Here is a 17,172-nt window from a genome sequence, read left to right as displayed (position 1 = left end):
CCGGGTAAGCGCAGCGCCACCCGGCAACAGGATCACGCGTTTTTCAGAACTTCGCTGACAATCTCTACCGCTTCTTTCTCGATCAGCTTACGGTGCTCTTCACCGAGGAAGCTTTCGCAGTAAATCTTGTACGCATCTTCCGTACCGGACGGACGCGCCGCAAACCAGCCGTTTTCGGTCATCACTTTCAGCCCGCCGATGGACGCGCCGTTACCCGGCGCCGCCGTCAGACGTGCGGTGATCGGATCGCCTGCCAGGGTGTCGGCGCTGACCATTTCCGGCGACAGCTTCGACAGCGCCGCTTTTTGCGCTGAAGAGGCAGACGCCTGTAAACGGTTGTAGCTCGGCGCACCAAAGCGCGCGGCCAGCTCGTCATAATGCTGCTGCGGGTTTTTACCCGTTACCGCGGTGATTTCCGCCGCCAGCAGGCACATGATGATGCCGTCTTTATCGGTGGACCACGGGGTGCCGTCGAAACGCAGGAAGGACGCGCCCGCGCTCTCTTCGCCGCCGAAGCCGAAGCTGCCGTCGTACAGACCATCCACGAACCACTTAAAGCCCACCGGCACTTCCACCAGCTTACGGCCCAGCGCGTTCACCACGCGGTCGATCATCGCCGAGGACACCAGGGTTTTACCCACTGCGACATCCTGGCCCCACTGCGGACGGTGCTGGAACAGATAGTTGATGGCGACCGCCAGATAGTGGTTCGGATTCATCAGGCCGGCTGGCGTGACGATACCGTGACGGTCATAGTCCGGGTCATTGGCAAACGCCAGATCGAACTTATCGCGCAGGGCCAGCAAGCCCGCCATCGCGCACTCAGAGGAGCAGTCCATACGGATCGCGCCGTCTTTATCAAGGTGCATAAAGCGGAAGGTCTGATCGACCTGATCGTTCACGATGGTCAGGTTCAGATTGTAGTGGCTGGCGATGCGTTTCCAGTATTCGATACCGGAGCCGCCCAGCGGATCGACGCCCAGCGTCAGGCCCGCTTTCTGGATCGCCGCCATATCCACGATCTCCGCCAGCCCTTCGATAAACGGCTGCACCAGATCCTGTTCTTTAATATGACCGGACGCCATCGCGGCATCCAGCGACAGGCGCTTCACGTCTTTCAGGCCATCGGCCAGCAGCTGGTTGGCGCGATCTTCCACCACTTTGGTGACGTTGGTATCGGCCGGGCCACCGTTAGGCGGATTGTATTTGATGCCGCCATCTTCCGGCGGGTTGTGCGACGGGGTGATGACGATGCCGTCGGCCTGAGCGCCACCCTTTTTGTTATGCTCCAGGATCGCATTGGATACGGCAGGCGTCGGCGTATAGCCGTTATTTTCCTGCACCACCACGTCCACGCCGTTGGCTGCCAGCACTTCCAGCACGGAGTTAAACGCAGGCTCTGACAGCGCGTGGGTATCTTTACCCACATAGCAGGGACCGGTAATGCCGTTTTTCGCGCGGTTTTCCGCAATCGCCTGGGCGATAGCCAGAATGTGCGGCTCGTTAAAGCTGTGACGGGCAGCGCTGCCACGGTGGCCTGATGTGCCGAATTTGACCGCATGTTCTGCATGACCCACTTCCGGTTTCAGCACATAGTACTGAGAGGTAAGTTGGGCGACGTTAATCAGATCGCTCTGCTGTGCAGGTTGTCCTGCACGGGGGTGGTTAGCCATTGCCTGGTCCTTCTTATGCAAGGATTAAATTGTGCCGCAAACCTTTTCGATCAATTCCGCCGGGAACTGCATCGACTGCATGATGTGTTCGATCATGCCGCATTTACGGCCCGTATTAGTGTTGGTGATCACCCAGTAAGGTGTGCCTGGCACTTCTTTGGGTTTGGTCTGGTTTCCGCTTTGCAGCAGTGTTTTCGCATCTGCGGCAAAGTAGACGCGCGTACGGCCATGTAATGACTCGGTGGCGTCGGCGAAACCTTTTGCATCCAGTGAATACAGTGTAGACAGCACCAGCATAAAACGATTAACCGCGCGCTTCTGATCGGCATATTCGTCAGACAGCAGCAGTTCACGCATGGCGCGGACTTTATCTTTTACCGGGTTGGATACGACATCAGGGGCAGGGCTGACAGCGGCAGCCGGCGCGGCTTTGGTCACAGGGGCCGCAGACTGCGCGGCGGCAGAAAACTTCAGCATGCGCCTTAAAATGTCGGATGCACTCTCGCCAATGTGTTTCGTGTGGCTGGCAATGTAGGTGTAGAGTTCATCATCAACTTCGATCGTTTTCATCTTAATCCAGTGAGGTCACTTTTCTGAATACAAGTCATTGAGATTATAGGGGCAAATCTCAACAGCGGATAGCGGCCAGGCTTTTCTGACGCAAAAGTCAGATAAAGATGATCCCTTGCAGCCGGGCGGCAGAATGGTCAACATGATACCCTAACCTGAGAGAGCGAAAAAAAGAACTTTGCCATGAAATTGAATACCCGCGCGCAAACTGCACAACAATCGCACAACAATTCTCCCATCGTCCTTGTTCACGGTCTGTTTGGCAGCCTGGACAACCTCGGGATCTTAGCCCGCGACCTGATTAACGACCACGATGTGGTACAGGTGGATATGCGCAACCACGGTCTTTCCCCGCGTTCGCCTGAAATGACCTACCCGGCGATGGCGCAGGATCTGCTGGATACCCTTGACGAATCAGGGATCGAAAAAGCCACCTTTATTGGTCACTCCATGGGCGGTAAAGCGGTGATGGCGCTGACCGCGCTGGCCCCCGAACGCATCGACAGGCTGGTGGCGATTGATATGGCGCCGGTCGCTTATCCGGTGCGCCGCCACGACGAGATTTTTACCGCCATCAATGCCGTTACCGATGCCGGGGTGAGCACCCGCCAGCAGGCCGCCGCCGTGATGCGCGAGCATCTGGACGAAGAAGGCGTGATCCAGTTTCTGCTTAAATCCTGGGCCGACGGCGGGTGGCGCTTTAACGTGCCGGTACTCTGGGATCAGTATGAGAACATCATCGGCTGGAAAACCGTCCCCGCCTTCGATAAACCGGCCCTGTTTATTCGCGGCGGCAACTCCCCTTACGTGACCGATGCGTACCGTGATGCGCTGCTGGCGCAATTCCCGCAGGCGCGGGCGCATGTGGTCGCCGGTGCCGGGCACTGGGTGCATGCGGAAAAACCCGATGCCGTACTGCGGGCGATCCGTCGCTATCTTGCTGATAATGCCAGTTGATTAAAAACCCGGCGACCGAGCGCCGCGACGCGCCCGGTCGTTGGCGTGCCCCTCTCCCTGATGTATGATGGCGCGCTAATTGCGCAGGGCCTCCACCAGGCAGCTTGTTTTTCCCCCGACGTCACTCAAAATCATGGCTAAAGAACAAACGGACCGCACGACACTCGATCTGTTCGCGAATGATCGTCGCCCAGGACGACCGAAAACGAATCCGCATTCGCGTGACGAACAGTTGCGCATTAATAAGCGGAATCAGCTGAAACGCGATAAGGTTCGTGGCCTCAAACGCGTCGAGCTAAAACTAAACGCGGACGCCGTCGAAGCCTTAAATGAACTGGCCGAGGATCGTGACATCAGCCGTAGCGAACTGATTGAGGAGCTTTTAATGGCTCAGCTCGCGCTGCTGCGCGGCCAGGGGATAGTCTGAAAATCCCGCTAAATATCACTTTCATGTAGCACAGAGTGCAGTCTGAGGCGTTTGCAGTTTCCGCGTCCTTCTCTGTTCTGCTATGATTGCCCTTATCCGTGGGCATTGCGCCACCACCATATCATTAAGTTTCAAGAGGTTATTTTACTCATGGCAATCACAGGCATTTTTTTCGGCAGCGACACGGGTAATACCGAAAATATCGCGAAAATGATCCAAAAGCAGCTTGGTAAAGATGTTGCGGACGTGCATGACATCGCCAAAAGCAGCAAAGAAGATCTCGAAGGTTACGATATTCTGCTGCTGGGCATCCCGACCTGGTACTATGGTGAAGCGCAGTGCGACTGGGACGATTTCTTCCCGACGCTGGAAGAGGTCGATTTCAACGGCAAATTAGTCGCCCTGTTCGGCTGTGGCGACCAGGAAGACTACGCGGAATATTTCTGCGATGCGCTGGGCACCATCCGCGACATCATCGAGCCGCGCGGCGCGACTATCGTCGGTCACTGGCCGACCGCGGGCTACCATTTCGAAGCCTCCAAAGGTCTGGCGGACGACGACCACTTCGTCGGTCTGGCCATTGATGAAGACCGCCAGCCGGAACTGACCGCTGAGCGCGTGGAAAAATGGGTGAAGCAGATTTCTGAAGAACTTCATTTAGATGAGATCATCAACGCCTGATTTTTGTGCGGCGTAACCTGTTGGCTGCGCCGCATTAATAGATATAACCAATCAAAATAATTGCTACAATTTTTTAACTTTCGCACGCATACCTGTACAATATCCCCTGATTGAACGTGATTGCTTACGGGTTTGTTAGTGACACCACGTTTTATACGCATACTTTGCTTGAGGACTTGCAGTTTTCATTTAGACATGGCAGTTCTATAATGAGACGCATTAACTCAACGTCATTCTCATTAACTTCCATTTGGAAGTGAATCGTTTAGCTACAGGACAGATTCCGCATGACTGACAATAACACCGCACTAAAGAAGGCTGGCCTGAAAGTCACGCTTCCTCGGTTAAAGATCCTTGAGGTACTCCAGGGACCTGACAACCACCATGTCAGTGCGGAAGATTTATACAAACGACTGATCGACATGGGCGAAGAGATTGGCCTGGCGACGGTCTACCGTGTACTTAACCAGTTCGATGACGCCGGTATTGTGACCCGTCATAATTTCGAAGGCGGTAAATCTGTTTTTGAACTGACGCAGCAGCATCACCACGATCACCTGATCTGCCTCGACTGCGGCAAGGTTATTGAGTTCAGCGATGACTCCATTGAATTACGTCAGCGTGAAATCGCCGCTCAGCACGGGATCCGCCTGACCAACCACAGCCTTTACCTCTACGGCCACTGCGCCGAAGGCGATTGCCGCGAAAACGACACCGCGCACGATATTCGCAAATAACGTTGCTGCAAATTGCCCGGCGGCGCAAGCTTGCCGGGCCTACGTTATATTGTAGGCCGGGTAAGCGTCAGCGCCACCCGGCAACCCCGCCAGAATTAAATCTCAATCACCGCACGGCCACGGATCTGCCCGTTCAGCAGTTTTTCCGCCACGTCAATGGCATCGCTCAGCGGATAAGTAGCGCTCAGTTTTTCCAGCGCCGCAGGCGTTAAATACTGACAGGCTTTCTCCCAGATCGCCGGACGTTTTTCGCTGCTCACCATCACGCTGTCGATACCGCGCAGCGTGACGCCGCGCAGGATGAAAGGCGCCACTGTCGCCGGGAGATCCATGCCCTGCGCCATGCCGCACGCCGCGACTATGCCGTCATAACGGACGCTGGCGCAGACGTTGCTCAGCGTATGGCTGCCGACGGTATCAATCGCCGCCGCCCAGCGCTCTTTCTGCAGGGGTTTACCCGGCGCGCTCAGCTCATCACGGTTAATAATGTCGCTGGCCCCCAGCTGTTCGCGCATCCATCCGGCTTCCTGCGGACGCCCGGTCGACGCCACCACCTGATAGCCCATGGCAGACAGAATGATCACCGCGCAGCTGCCCACGCCGCCGCCCGCGCCGGTCACCAGCACCGGGCCGTCTTCCGGCTTCACGCCGTGATCCAGTACCGCCTGCACGCACAGCATGGCGGTAAAGCCCGCCGTACCGATAGCCATCACCTGTTTTGCATCCGCGCCGGACGGCATTTTCGTCAGCCATTCGCTTTTGACCCGCGCCTTGCCTGCCAGTCCGCCCCAGTGACGCTCGCCCACGCCCCAGCCGGTCAGCAGCACGCGGTCGCCCACGGCAAACGCCGCGCTGTCGCTGGCGATTACGGTACCGGCGAAATCAATACCCGGCACCATAGGGAACTGGCGCACAATCGGGCCGCGACCGGTAATAGCCAGCGCATCTTTATAGTTAATGGAGGAGTATTCCACCGCGACGGTGACGTCCCCGTCCGGCAACGCCTGCTCGTCCAGCTCCACCAGGGATGCCGAATACTGTCCTTCCGCTTTATCGATCTGAATGGCTTTAAACATGATGACCTCATTACATTAATCAAACTTGCCAGTCGCGACGGCCTTTGCGGGCCGATCGTCTACAATTACCAGCGACGTTAATACCCCCAGGCGCTGACGGCAAGCTTTATCAATCCGTTAGCTTAGAAATTAATTAATTATTAATTTATGAGTTAAGACTATTCTTAGATTGATGGGGTGATAATCATCCGATACATTTACCCTCCCTGCGGCTAAGTGGAATCTTACGTTGTGAAAAATAAATTATTACTCACCAATTTATTAACAGATTACTATGCAGATCATTGTTAATAACTGGAAAGTTGAACCGTCGTTAAACGGTCTGGTACACCGGGAAACGGGGGAGATCCGCCGCCTCGGCGAATTCCATTTTATTATGCTCGAAACGCTGGTTAATCATGCCGGGGAGGTGGTGTCGCGTGATTTTCTGATGAGCGAGGTATGGAAAAACCGCGTCGTCGGAAATAACAGCCTGCTGACCGCTGTCTATGCTCTGCGGGTGGCGCTGGGGGACGATGGCCGGGTACAGGAGATCATCAAAACCATCCCGAAAAAAGGCTATCTGCTGAACAAAGACTTTATCGTCCTGTTACCGGATGAGCCGCTCCCTGCGCCCCAGCCCCTGACTCAGCCCAATCCTGAACCGGTTGCCGACGTGACGGATGCCCCGCCCGCCAGCGCGCCTGCGCCGCGCAATAAACCCCGCCTGATCGCCCTGGCGGCGCTGTTGCTGCTGCTTGGCTGCGGGCTTATCTGGCTGATTTATCCCGGGGGGCAGAATTCTGCGCCGCTTGCCACTTCCCGTCTGTCGATTAAAGAAGAGCTGTCGCCGCAAAATGACAAAATTAAATTATTTCGACTGCACCGCACGGGGGTGAATACATCAGGCGCGGTATTGTCGTCGCATATTGCGGAGTCGCTGGAAGGCATCAATATGCTGCTTACGGCGCATAAGGCAACGCTGACGATTTATTATTACGGGGCGGTACAAAAAATGTCGGTGATCCTGCTGGTGCAAAATCAGTGCGGTAAAGAATATCAGTTGTTAATGGAAATTCGCAGCTGGCAACAGGATGTTAAAAAACTGGGTCAATTAATTCACAAGGAAACGGAGCGCACGCTTAATGAAATGCCTGCCTGTTCGTAATGTTATCGCGGGTCTGCTGCTCGCCGGTCTCGCCGGTAGCCTTCAGGCCGCGCCCGTTATTGCCCGCACCCAGGTCGGGATTTACGATCTGGCAACGGCTGAACACGCGGTTTATAACCTGACCACCGCCCCCGCGGAGCGGGGAGCGCGCCTGGTCCTGACCCGGCCAGGGGATGAGGCTTTTGCCCTGCAGATGCAGCTGATCGCCTGTACCGCCCCCGGCGGCGAGCAGAGCGGCGAATCGTTTTTACGTCTGCAGAATGCTCATGTCACCGGCACGGACGCCACGCTGTTCCCGGTGCTGGGCTTTATCAATGATAACGATCTGCAAAGTGTGAGCGTGCCGCTGGGCGACGCTCGCCAGCTGCTGTTTAATCAGGACAGCGCCACCATGTTGATCACCGAAAAAGGCCTGCTGCAACCTGACGGGCAGCCCTGCCCGAAACGTTAATCCAGCAGGCTGCGCACCGTCAGCTTCGACAGATTCGCCTGGCCGTTAATCGCCTGCGCCAGCACCTCATAATTATGGCTGGCCGCATCCAGGGTTCCCGCCAGCCGCGCGGAGGCCTCCACCGCACTCTGCGACTGCGCAAAACGCGACATATCATCAATACGCTGGCGGACTTTCTCCTGCTGGAGCGCCAGCTGCTGACGCTGTGCGCTTACCTGACTGAGCGTCTCCTGCACCACGCGCTGCGCCTGCTGCCCGCTGGGGAGCGCGGCGGCAAGGGTTTCCGTCTGCGCCGGATGCGCCGCCACCGCAATGGCGATTTTCTGCCCCGCCCCTTCCCGCTGCACGGCGAAGCTGTTTTGCAGCTGCGCCCAGTGCTGCTCACTGGCAGTAAAGCCCTCCTGTCCTTTCAGGGGCTGCACGCCGACGCGGCGTAATGCGGTGCTGATTTTCGTCGCCCGCTGCCCGGCATCGCCGTCGCCGTTAATATTTAGCCCGGACAGCAGGGTTTTCCGCCCGTGCTGTACGCTGAACAGCAGTTTCTGCGGGCCATCCGCCGCCAGCGCCTGGCTCAGCTGCGGCGCATGAAAGCGCACCTGCGCCTGCCCCTGTAGCACCGGTTGCAGTTCCCGGTCCACCGCGCCGCCGGTCAGCGCCAGACGACCGTCGAGCAGCGACTGCACGGTCGCCGGATCCCGCTGCCCGCCGTGGCGATAATCCACCAGCGCGCGCTCCAGTTGCCCCAGCCAGTGATCCGCCTGCTGTAACGTGGTGAGCTGATCGTTAAGCTGTACGCTGTAGCGCTGCGGACGGGTGGCGATGAGCGGCGACGCCGGGTAGTCGCCAGACGGCGCTTTATCGCTGACGGGCGCGGTGCGCACGACGCCCGGCTGACGAACGGCAGACGTCAGTCCGCCGGTACGGGTATGCGTTGAAGTTTGTAAACCAACCTGCATGATGATCCTGGGCGTGGAAGTCGTTAAATAACGCTAAAAAGGTTCAGCTCACTCACTTTCGAGTAAGTCTTCATGGTGGCTTCCATGGCCATTTCCAGTCCGGTAAAGGTGATGCTGGCCGGGCCGTAATCCAGATCGCCAAGCTGACCAATCAAATCGGCATTGGCATCGGAAATGCCGGTCTGGGCGTCGCTCAGCATACTCATAGTGTTCTGCCGCTCGCCGAGGCTGGCGATGGCGGTGTTCAGCGAGTCGGCGCTTTCATCAATCACGTTGATAGCATGGGAAATATCATCCTGCATCGCCACGGGATCGACCGTGGGATCCTGCATCTCCTTCGCGAGGTCATCAAGGGTGTTGAAAAGCGCCAGCCCCTGACCAAAAATCTCCCCCACCGAGACGTTAGTGTCCATCACCACGCCGTTCGAGACGGTGGCGGTGCGGTGATTCATATTGCCGTGATAGACGTATTCATCCCCTTCCCCGTCGCCATCGGTATCGTCATAGGTGATGGGCGGGGTGTCGTTCACCGTGCCGCCAAAAATATAGTGACCGTCTTCATCCTGATAGTTGAGCGCCGCCACCATAGATTCGGTCAGCGACTGGATCTCCTGGCCGTAACCCGCCAGGGATTCGGCGGTATTGGTGCCGTTGGCCGCTGCCAGCAAGTCATCGCGGATCGCCAGCAGGCTGTTGTTGACGCCGTCCAGCACGCTCTCCTGCTGGCTCATACTGGCTGAGACGCTGTTGATATTGCTCTGATACTGTTCGATGGCCGCCTGCTGGCGATCGAGCTGGGTGATCCTTGCTGCGGCAATGGGGTCATCTGACGGCAATATAATGCGTTGCCCGGTGGCCATCTGCGTCACCACATGCTCCAGCTGCGCCGACAGGTTAGTGAAGCGGGTGGTCATGGTGCTGTAGGATTGTTGAGTGCTTACGCGCATAGTCTGTCGTTTCCGGTTGCTCAGAACATCTCAAGTACGGAATCAAAAATCTCCGCACCGGTAGAAATCACTTTCAGGTTGGCCTGATAAATCTGGGTATAGGTGATGAGGTTAACGGCCTCCTCATCCATGCTGACGCCGCTGACGCTCATCTGCTGGTTCTGCGCTTCGTTGTAAACGTTGCCGGCAGACTGCGCCTCCGTCTGGTTCTGGCGGCTGTAAATACCGATATTGCTGATCAGCGTCGAGCAGGCGTTGCCGACGGTAACGTTGCCGAGACCCTCAATCTCCATAGGCTCGGTGGAGATGTTAATCAGCGCCTGTAAGTTGTCGCTGTTGCCGGATTCATCCGGTGAACTGGAAAACGCCAGTTCGTCTTCGCTGATGTCCGGGTTAACCAGCAGCGGGCCGTCCGGATCGGTGGGATCGTAAATAAACAGCGGCGCGCCGGGATTGCCATTCAGATCGTAACCCGCCGCCAGCTGGCTGTTGACCGCGCTGGTAAACTGTTCGGCGATGCTGTTGATGGTGGCGGTCAGCGGATCCAGCACGTCGCTCTGGTAGGTAAAAAGCGCCCCCAGCGAGCCGCCGGTGTCTTCCGTCATGCTGTAGGTCGTCCCGGCGAAGGTCAGTTCCATGCACGGTGTGCCGTCTGCGTTGCTGCTCATCGCAATGGTCGAGCAGTCCTGGCCGCTGACCAGCGGCTGGCCGTTCGGCAGAGAGATGTTGTAATTACCGCGATCGTCTATCTGCACCTGCACGTCCACCAGGCCGCTCAACTGCTGCACCATCTGGTCACGGGCGTCATAGAGCGCGGAGGCGTTATCGCCATTAGCTTCTGCTTCGGCGATCTGCTGGTTATAGCCCGCGATGCCGGAGGTCAGGCTGTTGATCTGCGCGATGGTCGCCTGCTCCTGACTGAGCAGTTCATCGCTCTGGGACTGAATGTAGTCGCAGGTATTGTTAAAGCGCAGCGCCAGCGCGTTCGCTTCGCTGATCACCTGCTGACGCAGGGCGGAGTCGTCCGGGTTGGCGGACGCCTCATTAAGCGCGGCAAAAAAGTTATCGAATCCGGCGCTCAGGCTGCTGTTCGGATCGCTTAACACGGTTTCCAGCTGCGTCAGGTACTGCTGCTGGGTGCTGTAAAAGCCGTTGTCGCTGGCGGCATACCAGACCTGATTGACCAGATACTGATTCGACACGCGGCAGATGCTGTCCACCTGCACGCCATTGCCCGCGCTGTTTACCGCGCCGCCGCTTGCGCCAATGGTGCTGGTCATCGCCACCTGCCGGGTATAGCCCGGCGTCATGGCGTTGGCGGTGTTCTGCGCCGTGACGTTCAGCTGCACCTGAGCGGCGGATGCCCCGCTGTAACCGATATTTATCATGTCCATCTGGTACTCCTCGTCGGGCCAGGCCCGGCTAAAAATTCGCGTTTGCTACCTAAAGCGACCGGACCGCGCCCGTTCTTAAACCTTAATCGTGACGCTGTGCAGACAGCTGCTTTACCAGCATCTCCGCGATGCCGATCCCCTGGTGTTTAGCCAGTTCGTCGCACAGGGCGTCGTCGTAAAAACCCTGCATGGTGCGCACCGCATCGCTGTTAAACGGGTTGTCTTTCGAGTCGAACAGCGCATTAACCTTGCGCATCTCTTTCATCAGGCTGCGCATGAAAATCGCTTCAAACTGGGCTGATGCTTCTTTTATGTCATGGTCACGCACCGCCGCCGCGTCGGGGCTGTCAGGGGCGCGCAGGGCGTGGGTAATGGCGTTAAGGTTTTCCATTTAAATCACCTCCAGATCGGCATCCAGCGCGCCCGCCTCATGCAGCGCCTGCAAAATCGACATCACATCGTCCGGCGAGGCGCCCAGACCGTTCAGCACGCTGACCAGGGTTTTCAGGCTGGTGGACTCCGGCAGCGCCACCATTTGCGGACGCGCATGATCGACGTTGACGTTGCTGTCCGGCGACGCCACGGTGCGGCCACGGGACATGGCGTTCGGCTGGCTGACGCGGGTGGTTTCGGAGATCGACACCGTCAGATTGCCATGAGACACCGCCGCCGCATGCAGCGCCACGCCGTCACCCATCACCACCGTGCCGGTACGGGCGTTAAACACCACTTTCGCCCGTACCCGCTCCGCCTGCACCTGCACATCCTCCAGCTGCGACATAAAGGCCACGCGCGCACCGGCGTCGGTGGGGGCGATCACTTCGACGTTAGTGGAACTTTTCGCCGTCGCCAGGCCACCGCCAAAGGCGCGGTTGATGGCCGCCGCAATGTTATTGGCATCCTTAAAGCTCGGACGCTTGAGGTTAAGCATCACCGCATTGCTCATGCCGAAGTCGCTGGGAATTTCCCGCTCCACCGACGCGCCGTTAGGGATGCGCCCGCTGGTGGGCGTGTTGACCGTGACGCTGGAGCCGCTGGCCCCGCTGGCGTTCATGCCGCCGACCACCACGTTACCCTGCGCCAGCGCGTAAACTTCGCCATCCGCGCCGTGCAACTGCGTCAGCAGCAGCGTGCCGCCGCGCAGGCTTTTTGCATCGCCAATGGACGACACCGTCACATCAATATTCTGTCCGCGGGCGTACATCGGCGGCAGCGTGGCGCTCACCGCCACGGCGGCGACGTTTTTCACCTTCGGATCGATTTTCGATGGCAGCTGCACGCCGAACTGACGCAGCATATTGGTGATGGTCTGGTTGGTGAACTTCACCTGATTTTTATCGCCGGTGCCGTCAAGACCGACCACCAGGCTGTAGCCGATGAGCTGGTTGCCGCGCACGCCCTGAATATCCACCAGCGACTCCAGCGACTGAGCATGGACGGTAAACAGCGTCAGCATCAGGGTAATGAGCAGCAGCCAGCGCCCCTGTGGACATGTAAAACACTTCATAAACAACTCCGGGTTACAGCGGGAACAGAGGATGGTTGAACAGCCGCGTCAGCCAGCCTGCGGCATTGGCGTCGCTGAGCGCCCCGCGCCCGGCGTAGGAAATACGCGCATTGCCGATCCGCTGCGAGGAAACGGTATTGTCGTTCTGCACATCGTCGGCACGCACCAGCCCGCTCAGGCGGATATATTCATCCCCCTGATTAAGGGTCAGCCACTTCTCGCCGCGGATCTCCATCACGCCATTTGGCAAAACCTGATGAACCGACACGGTAATCGAGCCGTGAAGACTGTTTTGCTGCTGTGAGCTGGCCCCGCCATCAAAGCTGCGGTCAGCGTCAGCAGAGCTTTCCAGTTTGTCTTTGGTTTTGCCAAAAATCGTGGGGGCGGCGATATCCAGACTGCTGCTCTTGTCGAAATTGGTTTTCGCCTGTTTGCTGGACTGGGTGGATTCATCGAGGATCACCGTCAGAATATCGCCCACGCGATAGGCACGGCGATCCGCGGTAAGCGACCAGTTATAGCCCGCCTGAAAGACCCCGCCCGCGCGCCCTTCCGGCGTCGGCGCTACCGCCGCGTCAGGCGGCGCAAAGGCGGCGTCGTCTTTGCTGACCAGCATCGCCTGCGACTCGCAGCCGCTTAACAGCGGCAATGCCATGATTAACCACAAATATTTTTTCACTTTCGTTCCTGTTACTTCAGACGGGCCGCGCGCAGGCGGCCCTTAGCCCTACATGTTCTGATTGATGTACTGCAACATCTCGTCGGCGGCGGAGACCATTTTGGCGTTCATCTCATAGGCCCGCTGGACGGTGATCATCGCCACCATTTCGTTAACGATGTCGACGTTAGAGCCTTCCAGCGCCCCGGCCTTCAGGGTGCCCAGCGCGTCCTCGCCCGGCGTGCCTTCCGTCGGCTGGCCGCTGGCGGCGGTTTCCAGATAAAGGTTGTCCCCTTCCGCCATCAGCCCCGCCGGGTTGGTAAAGTTCACCAGCGTGATCTGCCCCAGTTCAGTCGGCTCGGCTTCGCCCGGCATCATCGCCATCACCGTGCCGTCTTCAGCGATGGTGATGTCAGTGGCGTTGGCGGGCACGTCGATTTCCGGCTGGATGGGCAACCCCTGGGCGTTGGTCAGAACGCCGTCGGCGTTAACCTGCAAATTGCCGTCGCGACTGTAGGCGCTGTCGCCGTTGGCTTTCTGCACCTGAAAAAAGCCCTGCCCCATAATGGCGACGTCCAGCGGGTTCTCGGTGGTCTGGATATTGCCTTCGGTGAAGGTTTTCTGCGTGCCGACCACGCGCACGCCGGTGCCGTACTGAATGCCGGTGGGCGCAATGTTGTTCTGATCGAGCATTGCCCCCGGCGCACGCTGATTCTGATAAAACAGATCCTGAAACATCACCCGGTCACGCTTGAAGCCGTTGGTGTTGACGTTGGCGATGTTGTTGGCGATAGCGCTCATTTCGGAGTCTTCCGCCGCCAGACCGGTTTTACTGATCCATAAAGCTGCGTTCATTTTTTATCCTGATCACGCGGCCCCTCAGGAGCCACGAAGTAAACGGTTACCGGATTCGCTCAGTTCTTCCGCCGCCTTCATCATTTTGATCTGCGCTTCGAACTGGCGGTTTAAGGAAATGGAGGCCAGCATTTCCGCGACGGCGGAGACGTTGCTGCCCTCCAGAAAGCCGCCGCTGACCCTGACGTTTTCATCGGGCTGCGCGGGCTGGCCGTCGCGGGTGATCATCATGCCGCGCTCATTTTTGCTGAGGTTGTTTTGCGCAATGGTCACCAGCTTCAGGCGGTCGATATCCATGGTGGCGGTAACATCGCCGTCGTCCGGAGTGATGGACAGGGTGCCGTCGCTGCCAAAGGAGGCGATGGCGTTCGGCGGCAGCACAATGGGGCCGCCGTCGCCGAGCACCGGATGTCCGTCGATGGTCAGCTCGCCCTGGTCGTTCTGCTGGATATTGCCGTTGCGGGTGTAGACCTCCTGGCCGTCGTCATCCAGCACGGCGATGTAACCATCGCCCTGAATGGCCACGTCCAGCGGCCGCCCGGTTTCCTGAGCATCGGCAGTGGCGCTGTTCACCCCGCCGGGCGTCTGTTGGCTCATCACGCGAGTGGCGAAACCGTTGCCGTTCACCGGCAGGCTTTGCGACAGCGCCAGATCGGCGCGAAAACCTGTGGTACTGGCGTTCGCCAGGTTATTGGCGCTGATCGCCTGCCCCTGCAACGCATGGGTCGCTCCGCTCATGGCGGTAAAAAGTAAACGGTCCATGTCTTACATCGCCTGGAACAGCGCCTGATCCAGCTGGGTGCTGGTGGAGATCACTTTGGTGTTGGCCTGATAATTACGCTGCGCCGACATCAGCGCCACCAGCTCGCCGGTAATATCGACGTTCGAGCCTTCCAGCATGCCGGTGCTCAGCGTGCCGCAGGCCCCGGATCCGGGCACGCCCAGCAGCGGGGTGCCGGATTCGCCGGTCTGTACCCATGAGGTACCGCTCACCGCTTCAAGGCCGTTTTCGTTCGGGAAGGTCGCCAGCACCACCTGCCCCTGCAACATGCGCTCGCCGTTGCTGTAGGTGGCATAAACTTTGCCGTCGCTGTCCACCTGCACGCCGTTCTGCTCCGCCGAGGCGTAACCGTTGGCGCTGTTGGTACTGACAGCGAATTCCGAACCGAACTGGGTGCAGGTGCCGTAATCCATGGTCAGGGTCAGCGGATCCGCTCCCGGCACGTCAAAGCTCAGTGCCACAGGCGTGGTCGGGCTGGTGAGCTTACCGGCGCTGTCGAAGACCAGTTCGGTGGTGGTGCTTTGCGTTTCGCCATCAAAGCTGTAATGCACCTGCCAGGTGTTATCCGCCGTTTTGGTGAAGTACTGGCTGACGGTGTGCTCGTTGCCCAGCGAGTCGTAAACCGTGGTGGTGTAGGTGTCGTTGTAAGACGCGGCATTGGTGGCATCAAAGGGCACCGCGGCGGTGTCGATGGCCTCGTCGCTGGCGTCGAAGTTGGCGCCGAAGCTCACGCTGTCGGTAGCTTTCGCCGGAATATTGCCGGTCTGGATTTGCAGATCGGTTACCGTACCGGTTTGCAGCGTACCGCTGTCATCCACCGGATAGCCCTGCAAATAGTCGCCGGAGGTGTTGACGATATAGCCGTCTTTATCGGTGGTAAATGAACCGGAGCGGGTGTAACAGACGTTGCCCGCGCTGTCGCAGGTGACGAAAAAGCCGTCGTTGTTAATCGCCAGATCCAGCGCATTGCCGGTGGAGACCATTGAACCGCCGCGGGAGATGCTCTGCGCCGTGCCGCTGACGCTGACGCCCATCGCCTGGCTGCCGGCATACATCGCCGAGAACTCGGTGGTCATGGATTTGTAGCCCACCGTCCCGGCGTTGGCGATATTGTTACTGATGCCGTCCAGCTGTTCGTTAACTGCGTTCAGCCCGGTTGCTGCAATTTCATAACTCATAAAATAATCCTGTGTTCCTTGTAAGGGTTAAACCAAAACGTCATCGGCAGGCGCGACATCATCCGGCACGCCGAACTGGCTGATCATGGTGAAAGGCACCTCGCCGATGCCGCTGACGTTGAGCACCGGCGTGCTGCCGTCCAGCGGAATGCGCACGTCGTTGACCACGCCCGCCACCTCAACCGGTACTTCTTCTTCCCCGGTGTTGGTCACCACCGACACTTCGTAATCACCGGGGGGAATGCCGTAATCCGCCGGATCGATATCGAAGCTCACCTGGCCCGGCGACTGCGTGCCCAGCGGCACCACGTAGTCGTTACCGGCTTCGTCGGTGAAGTGGAGATCGACGGTGGTACAGGCATCATCAATGGTTACGCGACCGTGAATGGCGCTGTCGTCAACGCTCAGCGTGGAGGTCTGCACCATGATCGGATCGCCCACCAGATTGCCGAGGGCCATCACCTGGATGTTGCTCATCAGCACCGCGTTAGTATTCATCTGCACCGACATCTCCTCCGCCATCGCCACCTGCGCCATCGACGACAGCTGGGTGATGTATTCCGTCGGGTCGGTCGGATTGGTCGGATCCTGGTTCTGGATCTCCGCCACCAGCAGGGTCAGAAAGGTGTCCGCCATCGAGCTGCTGGTGGAGGTGGTGGTCTGGTCACCAGGGTTACTGCTCACCGTTGCAGCACTTTCCTGCGTCGTTGCGCCCGGCTGGGTGCTGTTTACTGCCGTGGCGCTCATGCGTTTTCTCCCAGCCGCAGCAGGCTTTGCTGCATACTTTTCACGTTATTGAGCACATCGACGTTGGTTTCGAAATCCCGCGACGCGGACATCATGTCGGCCATCTGTTCGACGACGTTCACGTCCGGATACCAGACGTAGCCGTTCTCATCCGCCATCGGATGATGCGGCTCGTAGCGACGCACGGCGGTGCCGGTTTCCACCACATCCTCCAGCCGCACGCTGGCGCCGGTCATCTCATGATGCCCCGCCGCCGCCAGGCTGCTGTGGTACTCCGCCGCAAACACCGGGCTGCGGGCTTTGTAGGTGGCGGCCTCGCTGGCGGCAGGCGAATCGGCGTTGGCGATATTGCTGGCGACGGTATTCAGACGCACCGTCTGGGCGCTCATCGCCGAACCCGAAATCTGATAAATGTCAGCAAAAGACATGG

General features: G+C 58.4%; 20 protein-coding genes. 6 read left to right on the top strand and 14 right to left on the bottom strand.

The annotated features are described in order from the left end of the window. Positions 1-32: 32 nt before the first annotated feature. Both pgm and seqA read right to left on the bottom strand, forming a co-directional pair. The gene (gene pgm / locus BMF08_RS12085) at positions 33-1,673 is read right to left on the bottom strand and encodes a phosphoglucomutase (alpha-D-glucose-1,6-bisphosphate-dependent) (protein ID WP_072567819.1); all 1,641 of its coding nucleotides are present in this window, start codon (positions 1,671-1,673) and stop codon (positions 33-35) included. 24 nt (positions 1,674-1,697) lie between these two features. Next, complete coding sequence (gene seqA / locus BMF08_RS12080; protein WP_072567818.1) at positions 1,698-2,243, bottom strand: replication initiation negative regulator SeqA; 546 nt, start codon at positions 2,241-2,243, stop codon at positions 1,698-1,700. Positions 2,244-2,426: 183 nt separating this feature from the next. Between seqA and ybfF the strand changes: the two genes are divergently transcribed. The 4 genes from ybfF (at position 2,427) to fur (ending at position 5,045) form a co-directional block, all read left to right on the top strand. Further along, entirely contained in the window at positions 2,427-3,200 is a 774-nt protein-coding gene (gene ybfF, locus BMF08_RS12075) for an esterase (RefSeq protein ID WP_072567817.1), read from the top strand. A gap of 133 nt (positions 3,201-3,333) precedes the next feature. Then, positions 3,334-3,627 (top strand): LexA regulated protein, encoded by a 294-nt coding sequence (gene ybfE / locus BMF08_RS12070; protein ID WP_072567816.1) that lies wholly within the window; start codon positions 3,334-3,336, stop codon positions 3,625-3,627. A 150-nt stretch (positions 3,628-3,777) separates the two neighbouring features. Continuing rightward, positions 3,778-4,308 (top strand): flavodoxin FldA, encoded by a 531-nt coding sequence (gene fldA, locus BMF08_RS12065; RefSeq protein ID WP_181683537.1) that lies wholly within the window; start codon positions 3,778-3,780, stop codon positions 4,306-4,308. 287 nt (positions 4,309-4,595) lie between these two features. Then, a complete protein-coding gene (gene fur / locus BMF08_RS12060; RefSeq protein ID WP_072567814.1) occupies positions 4,596-5,045 on the top strand; it encodes a ferric iron uptake transcriptional regulator in 450 nt (149 codons plus the stop codon). 95 nt (positions 5,046-5,140) lie between these two features. Here the strand turns inward: fur and acuI are convergent, their stop codons facing one another. Continuing rightward, entirely contained in the window at positions 5,141-6,121 is a 981-nt protein-coding gene (gene acuI / locus BMF08_RS12055; protein ID WP_072567813.1) for an acrylyl-CoA reductase (NADPH), read from the bottom strand. 274 nt (positions 6,122-6,395) lie between these two features. On the opposite strand from acuI, the gene BMF08_RS12050 reads away from it, so the two are divergent. Together BMF08_RS12050 and BMF08_RS12045 are read left to right on the top strand one after the other, a co-directional pair. Beyond that, positions 6,396-7,268 (top strand): winged helix-turn-helix domain-containing protein, encoded by an 873-nt coding sequence (locus BMF08_RS12050; RefSeq protein WP_072567812.1) that lies wholly within the window; start codon positions 6,396-6,398, stop codon positions 7,266-7,268. Next, positions 7,246-7,719: a hypothetical protein gene (locus tag BMF08_RS12045; RefSeq protein ID WP_072567811.1), complete on the top strand. Its 474-nt coding sequence runs from the start codon at positions 7,246-7,248 to the stop codon at positions 7,717-7,719. The genes BMF08_RS12050 and BMF08_RS12045 overlap by 23 nt, the downstream gene beginning before the upstream one ends. On the opposite strand, the gene BMF08_RS12040 is transcribed toward BMF08_RS12045, so the two are convergent. The 11 genes from BMF08_RS12040 to flgC form a co-directional block, all read right to left on the bottom strand. Beyond that, positions 7,716-8,675: a hypothetical protein gene (locus BMF08_RS12040; protein WP_072567810.1), complete on the bottom strand. Its 960-nt coding sequence runs from the start codon at positions 8,673-8,675 to the stop codon at positions 7,716-7,718. The two genes, BMF08_RS12045 and BMF08_RS12040, sit on opposite strands and share 4 nt — an antisense overlap. Before the next feature lie 23 nt (positions 8,676-8,698). Continuing rightward, entirely contained in the window at positions 8,699-9,622 is a 924-nt protein-coding gene (flgL, locus tag BMF08_RS12035) for a flagellar hook-associated protein FlgL (RefSeq protein ID WP_072567809.1), read from the bottom strand. Positions 9,623-9,642: 20 nt separating this feature from the next. Continuing rightward, positions 9,643-11,016, bottom strand: a complete 1,374-nt coding sequence (gene flgK, locus BMF08_RS12030; protein ID WP_072567808.1) for a flagellar hook-associated protein FlgK — start codon at positions 11,014-11,016, stop codon at positions 9,643-9,645. Positions 11,017-11,098: 82 nt separating this feature from the next. Further along, positions 11,099-11,407: a rod-binding protein gene (locus BMF08_RS12025; protein ID WP_072567807.1), complete on the bottom strand. Its 309-nt coding sequence runs from the start codon at positions 11,405-11,407 to the stop codon at positions 11,099-11,101. Further along, positions 11,408-12,472, bottom strand: a complete 1,065-nt coding sequence (locus tag BMF08_RS12020; protein ID WP_234007228.1) for a flagellar basal body P-ring protein FlgI — start codon at positions 12,470-12,472, stop codon at positions 11,408-11,410. 64 nt (positions 12,473-12,536) lie between these two features. Then, a complete protein-coding gene (flgH, locus tag BMF08_RS12015) occupies positions 12,537-13,202 on the bottom strand; it encodes a flagellar basal body L-ring protein FlgH (protein ID WP_072567805.1) in 666 nt (221 codons plus the stop codon). A 48-nt stretch (positions 13,203-13,250) separates the two neighbouring features. Further along, positions 13,251-14,036 (bottom strand): flagellar basal-body rod protein FlgG, encoded by a 786-nt coding sequence (gene flgG, locus BMF08_RS12010; RefSeq protein WP_072567804.1) that lies wholly within the window; start codon positions 14,034-14,036, stop codon positions 13,251-13,253. 24 nt (positions 14,037-14,060) lie between these two features. Beyond that, positions 14,061-14,798, bottom strand: coding sequence for a flagellar basal body rod protein FlgF (locus BMF08_RS12005; RefSeq protein WP_072567803.1), 738 nt, complete (start codon positions 14,796-14,798; stop codon positions 14,061-14,063). 3 nt (positions 14,799-14,801) lie between these two features. Next, positions 14,802-15,995, bottom strand: coding sequence for a flagellar hook protein FlgE (gene flgE, locus BMF08_RS12000; protein ID WP_072567802.1), 1,194 nt, complete (start codon positions 15,993-15,995; stop codon positions 14,802-14,804). A gap of 27 nt (positions 15,996-16,022) precedes the next feature. Next, positions 16,023-16,742: a flagellar hook capping FlgD N-terminal domain-containing protein gene (locus BMF08_RS11995; RefSeq protein ID WP_072567801.1), complete on the bottom strand. Its 720-nt coding sequence runs from the start codon at positions 16,740-16,742 to the stop codon at positions 16,023-16,025. Beyond that, positions 16,739-17,170 carry a flagellar basal body rod protein FlgC gene (flgC, locus tag BMF08_RS11990; protein WP_072567800.1) on the bottom strand — a complete coding sequence of 144 codons (432 nt, stop codon included), beginning with the start codon at positions 17,168-17,170 and terminating at the stop codon, positions 16,739-16,741. The genes BMF08_RS11995 and flgC overlap by 4 nt, the downstream gene beginning before the upstream one ends. Between the last annotated feature and the right edge of the window lie 2 nt (positions 17,171-17,172).

Origin of the sequence: Enterobacter sp. SA187 (genome assembly GCF_001888805.2) — a bacterium.
GTDB lineage: Bacteria > Pseudomonadota > Gammaproteobacteria > Enterobacterales > Enterobacteriaceae > Enterobacter_D.
Note: the sequence above shows the minus strand (reverse complement) of the source record. Positions and strands in the feature narration are given on the sequence as shown.